This window comes from Actinomycetota bacterium, from assembly GCA_035540895.1.
Lineage (GTDB): Bacteria > Actinomycetota > JAICYB01 > JAICYB01 > JAICYB01 > DATLFR01.
Genome location: DATLFR010000059.1, coordinates 1 through 9,012, shown reverse-complemented (window position 1 = coordinate 9,012; position 9,012 = coordinate 1). Strand labels below are relative to the sequence as shown.

The 9,012-nt window shown below is 71.7% G+C and carries 11 protein-coding genes; 7 read left to right on the top strand and 4 right to left on the bottom strand.

What is annotated here, in order from left to right; all coding sequences use genetic code 11:
* The first annotated feature begins 167 nt into the window (after window positions 1-167).
* Window positions 168-929, top strand: a complete 762-nt coding sequence (locus tag VM840_03285; GenBank protein HVL80601.1) for a deoxyribonuclease IV — start codon at window positions 168-170, stop codon at window positions 927-929.
* 6 nt (window positions 930-935) lie between these two features.
* On the opposite strand, the gene VM840_03280 is transcribed toward VM840_03285, so the two are convergent.
* Window positions 936-1,640, bottom strand: coding sequence for a metal-dependent hydrolase (locus tag VM840_03280; protein HVL80600.1), 705 nt, complete (start codon window positions 1,638-1,640; stop codon window positions 936-938).
* Window positions 1,641-1,682: 42 nt separating this feature from the next.
* On the opposite strand from VM840_03280, the gene mshD reads away from it, so the two are divergent.
* Genes mshD through VM840_03255 form a run of 5 tightly spaced genes read left to right on the top strand, consistent with a single transcriptional unit; the run spans window position 1,683 to window position 5,156 of the window.
* On the top strand, window positions 1,683-2,624 hold the full coding sequence (mshD, locus tag VM840_03275; GenBank protein ID HVL80599.1) for a mycothiol synthase: 942 nt from the start codon (window positions 1,683-1,685) through the stop codon (window positions 2,622-2,624).
* A 42-nt stretch (window positions 2,625-2,666) separates the two neighbouring features.
* Window positions 2,667-3,344 carry an energy-coupling factor ABC transporter permease gene (locus VM840_03270; protein ID HVL80598.1) on the top strand — a complete coding sequence of 226 codons (678 nt, stop codon included), beginning with the start codon at window positions 2,667-2,669 and terminating at the stop codon, window positions 3,342-3,344.
* The gene (locus VM840_03265) at window positions 3,344-3,646 is read left to right on the top strand and encodes a PDGLE domain-containing protein (protein HVL80597.1); all 303 of its coding nucleotides are present in this window, start codon (window positions 3,344-3,346) and stop codon (window positions 3,644-3,646) included. Before VM840_03270 ends, VM840_03265 begins: the two co-directional genes overlap by 1 nt.
* Entirely contained in the window at window positions 3,646-4,413 is a 768-nt protein-coding gene (gene cbiQ, locus VM840_03260; protein ID HVL80596.1) for a cobalt ECF transporter T component CbiQ, read from the top strand. Before VM840_03265 ends, cbiQ begins: the two co-directional genes overlap by 1 nt.
* On the top strand, window positions 4,410-5,156 hold the full coding sequence (locus VM840_03255) for an ATP-binding cassette domain-containing protein (GenBank protein ID HVL80595.1): 747 nt from the start codon (window positions 4,410-4,412) through the stop codon (window positions 5,154-5,156). The genes cbiQ and VM840_03255 overlap by 4 nt, the downstream gene beginning before the upstream one ends.
* On the opposite strand, the gene VM840_03250 is transcribed toward VM840_03255, so the two are convergent.
* On the bottom strand, window positions 5,074-5,559 hold the full coding sequence (locus VM840_03250; protein HVL80594.1) for a Fur family transcriptional regulator: 486 nt from the start codon (window positions 5,557-5,559) through the stop codon (window positions 5,074-5,076). The two genes, VM840_03255 and VM840_03250, sit on opposite strands and share 83 nt — an antisense overlap.
* A gap of 52 nt (window positions 5,560-5,611) precedes the next feature.
* Here VM840_03250 and VM840_03245 point away from each other — a divergent pair, with 52 nt between their 5' ends.
* Complete coding sequence (locus VM840_03245; protein HVL80593.1) at window positions 5,612-7,495, top strand: ABC transporter ATP-binding protein; 1,884 nt, start codon at window positions 5,612-5,614, stop codon at window positions 7,493-7,495.
* Here the strand turns inward: VM840_03245 and VM840_03240 are convergent.
* Both VM840_03240 and VM840_03235 read right to left on the bottom strand, forming a co-directional pair.
* Window positions 7,492-8,097, bottom strand: coding sequence for a histone deacetylase (locus tag VM840_03240; protein HVL80592.1), 606 nt, complete (start codon window positions 8,095-8,097; stop codon window positions 7,492-7,494). The genes VM840_03245 and VM840_03240 overlap by 4 nt on opposite strands.
* A partial coding sequence (locus tag VM840_03235; protein HVL80591.1) for a DUF933 domain-containing protein occupies window positions 8,098-9,012 on the bottom strand: 915 nt, incomplete at its 5' end.

The window sequence follows — 9,012 nt, the reverse complement described above, 5'->3', positions numbered from 1 at the left end:
CCCCAGCCCGGAACAGGGCCCGGCCCACGGGGGGTTGCGGGCCGGGCCCTGTTCCGGGCTGGGGTGGTACTCCTTCGACTTCGAGCCATGGATACCCCGCGATCGCGGTCTGAAACAGACGACTTTCAGAACGCATGTTCCCGTGCCCGGCATGAGAACCTGCCCCCATGACGGTGGTGGGAGCCCATGTGCGGTCGGACCGGCCGCTCGAGGCGGCCGCGGCGATCGGGGCGGACGCCGTCCAGCTCTTCCTGTCCGACCCCCAGGGGTGGGAGAAGCCGCCCCCGCGCGCCGACGCTTCCGAGCTCGCGGCCTCCGATGTCGCGGTCTACGTGCACGCGCCCTACCTCATCAACGTCTGCTCGCCGCGCAACAACGTCCGGTTCGGCTCCCGCAAGATCCTCCAGCAGACCTGCGACGCGGCCGCCGCCGTGGGAGCGGAAGCGGTCATCGTGCACGGCGGCCACTCGGAGGACGGGATCGAGGCGGGGGTGGAGCGGTGGGCGCGGTCGCTCGACCGGCTGCGTACCGATGTGCGGGTGCTGATCGAGAACACCGCCGGCGGGACGAACGCGGTCGCCCGTACGTGGGACGCGCTCGCGCGCCTGTGGGACGCGGTGGGAGACCTGGGGGTCGGGTTCTGCTTCGACACCTGTCACGCCCACGCGGCCGGCGAGGACCTCAGCGACGCGGTCGAGAGGGTCCTGGCCATCGTAGGGCGGATAGACGTCGTGCACGTGAACGACTCGAAGGACGAGTTCGGGTCCGGACGCGACCGCCACACGAAGCTCGGCACGGGCCGCATCGGCACCGACGTGCTGACCGACATGCTCCGCGCCACGAAGGCGGAGGTGTTCATCTCGGAGACGCCCGGCACGCTCGAGGAGCTGGCCGAGGACCTCGCCCTCATCCGCTCCGCGATGGGGTGACCCCGGCTAGGTGACCGCCACCCCCGGCTCGAGCTCGACGACCTCCACATCCCCTCCGACGAGCTCCCGCAGCTGATCGGGGGTCCCGGTGAGGGCGGGGAAGGTGCCGAAGTGCAGGGGGACGACGGTCCGGGCGCCCAGGAGCTTCACGGCGTGCGCGGCCTCCAGGGGGCCCATCGTGTAGAGGTCGCCGATCGGGAGCAGGCAGATGTCCGGACGGTACAGCTCGGCTATCAGCTGCATGTCTCCGAAGACCGTCGTGTCCCCTGAGTGGTAGACGCGCAGACCGCCGGGGAACTCGATCACGTACCCCGCCGCGCTCCCTCCGTACACGATCTGGCCTTCGTCGAGGATCCCGCAGGAGTGCACGGCCGGGGTCATCGTGAACCGGACCCCGCGGGCCTCCACCGTCCCCCCGATGTTCATCCCGCTCGCGTTGGGGACGGCCTTCGAGGTGAGCCAGACGCTGGTCTCGAAGATCGACCAGGTCTCGGGCTCGAGACGCCTGGCCAGCTCGACCGCGTCGCCGATGTGGTCGAAGTGCCCGTGCGTGATCAGCATCAGGTCGATCCGGTCGGGTTGCTTGTGCTCGTCGGGGCAGGCGGGGTTGTTCATCACCCACGGATCGACGAGGACGACCGTCCCATCCTGCGTACGGAACCGGACCGTCGAGTGACCGAGCCAGGTGATCTCCACTCCCTTGAGGTCCATGCGCATCCTCCTCGGTGGTCGCGAGACCCTAGTGTTACCACTGTGTCCGGACCCGACCTCCAGATCGTCCGCGATGTCGACCAGGTCGACGTGGACGCGATCTCCGACCTGCTGGACGCGGTGTCGGCCCACGACGGCCACGAGGCGCTCGGGGAGCACAAGTGGCTCGACCTGGTGCACGGCGGACGCCGCGGGCTCGTCGGGATCGTCGCCCGGGAGCCGGGGCACCCCCACGTGGTCGGGTACGCGCACATCTCCCGGACCGGCTCGGACCAGTGGGGCCTCGAGGTGGTCGTCCACCCGGAGCATCGAGGGATAGGGATCGAGCTGATGCTGGCCCGGACGGCGCTCGGCGAGGTGGGAGCCGCCGGTGGCGGACACGTCCACATGTGGGTGTTCAAGCCCACGGACATCCACGACGGCCTCGCCCACCGCCTCGGGCTGCGCCGTGGACGTGACCTGCTCCAGCTGCGCCGCCCGCTCGACGGGCTCCCCGACCCCGTTCTGCCGGAGGGCATCTCGCTGCGGGCCTTCCGCCCCGGAGTCGACGACGACGCCTGGCTGCGCGTCAACAACCGGGCGTTCCGCCACCACCCGGAGCAGGGCGCGTGGGATGCGGACACCCTCCGCCAGCGCATCGGCGAGGACTGGTTCGACGCCGCGGGGTTCCTGCTCGCCGTCGACGCGGGGGACGGCCTCGCCGGCTTCTGCTGGACGAAGGTCCACCCCGACGACCGGCTGGGCGAGATCTACGTGATCGGGGTGGACCCCGCCCACGAGGGGACCGGACTGGGCAAGGCGCTCGTGCTCGCGGGTCTTCAGCACCTGGCTGGGGTCGGGATGCCCGAGGGGATGCTCTACGTGGACGCGTCGAACAAGCGGGCGGTGGCGCTCTACGAGCGGCTCGGGTTCCACGTCGACCACGTGGACCGGGCCTACGTGACCGATGTGGCCCCGCTTGGCACCGTGCCCGCCGAGGGCTAGGCTCGTATCGCGACCAGGTCGCAAGAAGGGCGGGAGGTTGGTTTGCACATCCCCGACGGGTTCATCGGCGCGGGCGCGTCGATAGGGGCGGGAGTCGTCAGCGCCGGAGGGGTCGCGGTCGCCCTCCGCCAGGCCGCCCGGACCCTGTCCGAACGCCTCGCCCCCCTCGCCGGGCTCGTGGCCGCCTTCGTCTTCGCCGTCCAGATGCTGAACTTCCCGGTCGCGGCGGGCACGTCCGGACATCTCATCGGCGGGGTGCTCGCTGCGGTCCTGGTCGGTCCGTGGGCGGCGGTCCTCTGCCTGACGGTCGTGCTCGGGGTCCAGGCGCTCTTCGCGGACGGTGGCCTGACCGCGCTCGGCCTCAACGTCTTGAACATGGGGCTCCTCACCGCGCTGCCCGGGTACGGCCTGTTCTTCGTCCTGCGGTCGGCGTTGGGGAACGGGCGCACCGCCGTGGTGGCCGCGGCAGGCGTCGCGGCCACGCTCTCGGTGGTGATCGCCGCGGCCGCCTTCGTCGCCGAGTACGCGATCGGGGGGGCGGGCGAGGTGGATATCGCCACTGTCCTGAAAGCGATGGTCGCCGTGCACACGCTCATCGGCATCGGGGAGGGCGTCATCACCGCGCTCACCGTCGGAGCCGTCCTGTCCGTCCGCCCCGACCTCGTCTACGGCGCACCGGCAGCCGCGCGACCCGCGCTCGAGATCAGGACGGCCACCTGATGCGCTACCTCGTCGCGGGGGGCCTCCTGGTCGCGATAGCACTCGCGGGGCTCCTGAGCCCGTACGCCTCTTCACAGCCGGACGGGCTCGAGCGGGTGGCCACGGACCACGGGATCGCCGAGCGGGAGCGCGAGCACGCGCTCTCCCGGTCCCCCGTCGCCGACTACGCGGTGCGCGGCGTGGAGGACGACCGCATGGCGACCGGGCTGGCCGGTGTCCTCGGAGTGGTCCTCACCTTCGGGGTCGGGGTCCTGCTCTTCGGCGCCCTGAAGGCGCTGAGGCCGCGAACCGAGGACGGGTGATGGGAGCCGGGCACGGGCACCTGCTCTACCGCCACGGACGCTCCCCCCTGCACGCCCTGCCTCCCCAGTGCAAGATCGCCGCCCAGCTGGGGTTCGTGCTGGCCGTCGTCGCCACCCCCCGGGAGGCCTTCTGGGCGTTCGGCGTCTACGCGGCCGTCGTCGGCTCGCTCGCCGCGGTGGCCGGGCTCCCGCTGCGGTTCATGCTCACGCGGATGACGGTGGAGACCCCGTTCGTGCTCTTCGCCCTCTTCCTGCCGTTCATCGGAGGGGGGCCACGCACGGAGGTCGCGGGCCTGTCCCTGTCGGTGGAGGGGCTCTGGGCGGCCTGGAACATCGGCGCGAAGGCCACCATCGGGGTTGGGGCGACGCTCGTCGTCGCGGGGACGACGAGCGTCGCGGAGCTCCTGTCCGGCCTCGAGCGGCTGCGGCTGCCGCAGCCGCTCGTGGCCATCGCCGCGTTCATGGTCCGCTACGGCGAGGTGGTCGCGAGCGAGATGCGGCGGATGGACATCGCGCGGCGGTCCAGGGGCCACGACCCCAGATGGCTCTGGCAGGCGCGGGCGGTGGCGGCTTCGGCCGGTGCGCTCTTCATCCGGTCCTACGAGCGCGGTGAGCGCGTGTGGCTCGCGATGCGCTCGCGCGGTTACGACGGCCGTGCGCCCCTGCTGGCGCGGGATGCCGCCGCCGCTTCGCAGTGGGCGCTCGCGCTGACCGTCCCGGCCGCCGCCGCGCTGGTGGCGATCTCCGCGTGGACGGTGGCTCGATGACCGCCGCGCTCGACATCCGCGGGCTCGCCTTCGCCTACCCGGACGGGCACCAGGCGCTCTTCGGCGTGGACCTGAGCGTCCAGCGGGGCGAACGGGTGGCGGTGCTCGGTCCGAACGGCGCGGGCAAGACGACGCTGGTCCTGCACTGCAACGGCATCCACCTCCCGCAGATGGGTGAGGTGCACGTCGGCGGGCTCCCGGTCACGAAGGAGAACCTCCGCGAGATCCGCCGCCGGGTCGGCATCGTCTTCCAGGACCCCGACGACCAGCTCTTCATGCCGACCGTCCGTCAGGACGTGGCGTTCGGACCGGCCAACCTCGGCCTGCGGGGAGCCGAGCTCGACTCCCGCGTCGAGGCGGCGCTGCGCGCGGTCGGGATGCTCGAGCACGCCGACCGTCCCCCGCACCACCTTTCGGTCGGGCAGCGCCGCCGGGTGGCGGTCGCGACGGTCCTGGCGATGGACCCCGAGATCGTGGTGCTGGACGAGCCGACCTCCAACCTCGACCCGGCCGGGCGACGGGAGCTGCTCGACGTCCTGCTCCGGCTCGACCTGACCCTGCTCGTCGTGACCCACGACCTGCCCTACGCGCTGGAGCTCTGCCCCCGGACCGTGGTGCTCGACGGCGGCCTCGTCGTCGCCGACGGACCCACCACCGACGTCATGAGCGACCGCGAGCTCCTCGCCGCCCACCGTCTGGAGCTGCCGTACGGGTTCGACCCGCTCTCGGTCCCCCGCCGGTGACCCGGCAGGACCCACACCGGCCCACGAGCGCGAAATGCCTCCGGTCGAGCTCGAACCCGTACTCCCGGTCCACCGCCCCGGCCAGGCTCCGCAGCTTCTCGAGCGGGAGCTCGATCACCGTCTCGCAGGACTCGCAGACGAGATGGTGGTGGTCCTCGTGCGCCAGGTGGTAGACGGCGCGACCGTGTCCGAGGTGGACGTGGTCGACTATCCCCGCCTCCTCCAGCGTGTCCAGGGTGCGGTAGACGGTCGAGCGGTCCACTCGCGGCAGGCGGGCGCCGAGGTCGTCGGCGGTGAAGTGGCTCCCGGCGGCCACGATCGCCTCGGCTATCGCCCGCCTCGAGCCCGTCCTCCGGTACCCGCGGGCGGCCAGCGCGGCCAGGATCTCGTCCGGCGAGGTCATCGCGTCCGCACGCTACCGCACCGGCGATACTGAGGTCGCGATGATGGGACCGATGATCCGCCACGTGCGGATGGGAGCCGACGAGCACACGGAGGTGCCGGCCGGGACGTGGCGCCGTGTGTTCGAGTTCACGGAGCCCCACCGGCTGAAGATCGCCCTGTTCCTGCTCACGACGGTGGCCGCCTCGACCGTGACGCTCGTCCAGCCGCTCGTGCTGCGTGAGCTGATCCGTCTGCTCGAGGCGTCCAGCGTCGACCGGGCCACCACGGGAGCCGTCCCGCCCGGTTCCTTCGCCCGGCTCGACCGGCTCGCCCTCGTCGTGATCGGCATCGCCCTGGCCTCCACCGGGCTCGGTCTGGCCGGCCGGTGGGTCTCGGCCTGGATCGGGGAGGGGGTCATCTACGACCTGCGCACGAGCCTCTTCGACAAGGTGCAGCGGATGCCGATCGCGTTCTTCACCCGCACGCAGACCGGCTCGCTGATCAGCCGCCTGAACAACGACGTCGTGGGGGCCCAGGGCGCGCTCACGAACACGATCGGCGGGATCGTGTCCAACGTGGTGATGGTCGTGATCGCGCTGGTGATCATGATGCGGCTCTCGTGGCAGCTCACCCTGCTGACCCTGTGCGCGCTGCCGCTCTTCATCGTCCCCTCGCGCTCGGTGGGCAAGCGCCTGCAGAAGGCGACCCGGGAGCAGATGAACCTCAACGCCTCGATGAACGCGACCATGACCGAGCGTTTCGGCGTCTCGGGCGCGCTGCTCGTGAAGCTGTTCGGCGATCCGGGTACGGAGCACCAGGGGTTCGCCGAGCGGGCCGGACGGGTGCGCGACATCGGGGTGCGTCTGGCGATGCTGTTCCGGACCTTCTTCCTCGCGCTCGGACTCGTCACCGCGCTGGCCACGGCCCTCGTGTACTGGCTGGGTGGACGCTTCGCGCTCGCGGGCGCGATGGACCTGGGCACGATCGTCGCGTTCGCCGCCTACGTCGCCCAGCTCTACCAACCGCTCACGATGCTCACGAACGCGCGCGTCGACCTCATGACCGCCGGCGTCAGCTTCGACCGCGTCTTCGAGATCATGGACCTCCCCACCCCCATCGCCGACGCGCCCGACGCGGTCGAGCTGCGCGACCCTCGCGGACACGTCCGCTTCGAGGGGGTCTGGTTCCGCTACCCAACCCCGGAGGAGGTCCCGATCGGGTCCCTCGAATCGAAGCCGGGCACCGTCACCGCCCCGGCGACCGAGGCGTGGGTGCTCGAGGACGTCTCGTTCGAGATCACGCCTGGGAAGATGGTCGCGCTCGTCGGCCCGTCGGGAGCCGGGAAGTCCACGATCGTCTCGCTCGTCCCCCGGCTGCACGACGCCACGCGCGGGAGGGTGACCTTCGACGGCCACGACGTCCGCGGCCTCACGCTGCACTCGCTCGCCCGCGCCATCGGTGTGGTGACCCAGGACGCCCACCTCTTCCACGAGTCGCTGCGCGACAACCTGATGTACGCGCGGCCCGACGCGACCGAGGCGGAGATGGTCGAGGCGTGCAAGGCGGCGCGCATCCACGACCTGATCGCGTCGCTCCCGGACGGGTACGACACGGTGGTGGGCGAACGTGGGTACAGGCTGTCGGGAGGCGAGAAGCAGCGGGTGGCGATCGCCCGCGTCCTGCTCAAGGACCCGGCCCTCGTCATCCTCGACGAGGCGACCGCCCACCTCGACTCGACCTCGGAGAGCCTCATCCAGCGGGCGCTCGGGGAGGCGCTGTCCGGACGGTCCTCACTGGTGATCGCGCACCGCCTGTCCACGATCGTGCAGGCCGACGAGATCCTGGTGATCGAGCGGGGCCGGATCGTCGAGCGCGGTCCGCACCTCGATCTCGTGGGGGCCCAGGGTCCGTACTCGGTGCTCTACCGGACGCAGTTCGCGTCCGCGGGAGCCTAGAGGACCGCGCGCACCGCGTCGGGGTCCACGATCCCCGGGCGCGCGGCCAGGTAGCGCTCGATCTCGTCGTCGGACATCGCGTGCGACTGGCGCAGCCCACGCGCGAGTACGCGCAGGTAGTGGGCGGTCGGTGGTGCGTGGTCGGTCCGCCGCGTGGACGTCACGGTGGCCATCGCTCGGTGGCCGTCCGGGCTCCCCCAGCTCACCACGAGGTCGTACCGTCCCCAGTCGCCTCGGACCTGTCCGGGGTCGCTGAGCGACTGGGGGTCGATGGCCACCGAACCCGGCCCCAGCCCGTTCTCCTGGGCGACCAGGTCCTCGAACTGGGAGTGGGTGATCAGGTATACGCGCACGGGGGTCACGACGTCGTCCGACGCCTGAGGGTCGAGGAAGGCCATCCCTCCGCCCCCCCAGGTGCGCGACCAGCCGGCGAAGCAGACCGGACGGCGTGTCCGGGCGGGGAACGCCGCCACCCAGGAGGTGCCGTCCCGGCTCCCGGCGTTCGACCTGGTGGCCCCGTCCGGACGCCCGCCCACCAGGTAGCAGCCGAACCTGTCCGCGTCGAGGTTGGACCCGTAGGCGACGTAGAAGACCCAGCCCATCTAGGAGTGCAGGATCCGCACGACGTCGCCGTCGCGAACCTCGTAGTCGCGGCCCTCCACGCGGAGCTTGCCGACCGACCGGGCGGCGTCCCAGGAGGCGAGCTGCATGAAGTCCTCGAAATCGACCGCCTCCCAGCGGATGAACCCCTTCTCGAAGTCGGTGTGCACCTGACCGGCCGCGCGCGGGGCCTTCGTGCCGCGCGGTATCTCCCAGGCGCGCGCCTCCTTCTCGTTGCCCGTGAAGAAGGAGATCAGGTCGAGCAGCTCGTAGAGGGCGTGAACGAACCGAGCCATCGCCGACTCCGACACCCCGAACTCCTCCATGAGCGCGGCCGCCTCCGCCTCGTCGAGCTCGGCCGCCTCCGCCTCGAGCAGGCCCCGGACGGCGACCGCCGGCCGCGGCAAGCCCAGCTCGGACCCGTCCCACGTCTCGTCGACGTTGGCCACGTGCAGGACCGGCTTCAGCGTGAGCGGCCCCATGTTGCGGAGCATCTTCGCCTCGTCCGGCGCCCACCGCTCCTCGACGAGCCACCTGTCCTCGCCCAGGACCGCCTCCGCCCGTTCGTAGACCTCCAGCTCGGCCTTGGCGTCCGGGGCCGCTCCCGCCTTCGCCTTCTTCCGCAGACGGTCGATCGACCTCTCGACGGTGGACAGGTCGGCCACCGCGCACTCGGCCCGGAAGGCAGCCAGGTCGCGCGCGGGGTCGGCGTCGGAGCCGAACGCCCGGACCACCACGGCGAGGGCGTCCGCCTCTCGGGCCTCCCCCAGCGACTGGGCGCTGAGGCCGGGGACGTCGACGAGCCTCACCTGCGCGGGGGTCGCCTTCGCGGCGCTCAAAAGCTCCGTGAGCCGGTCGAGCCTCGGGTCGGGGACCTTCACCACCGCCACGTTCGCCTTGCCGGTACCGGCCGGTGT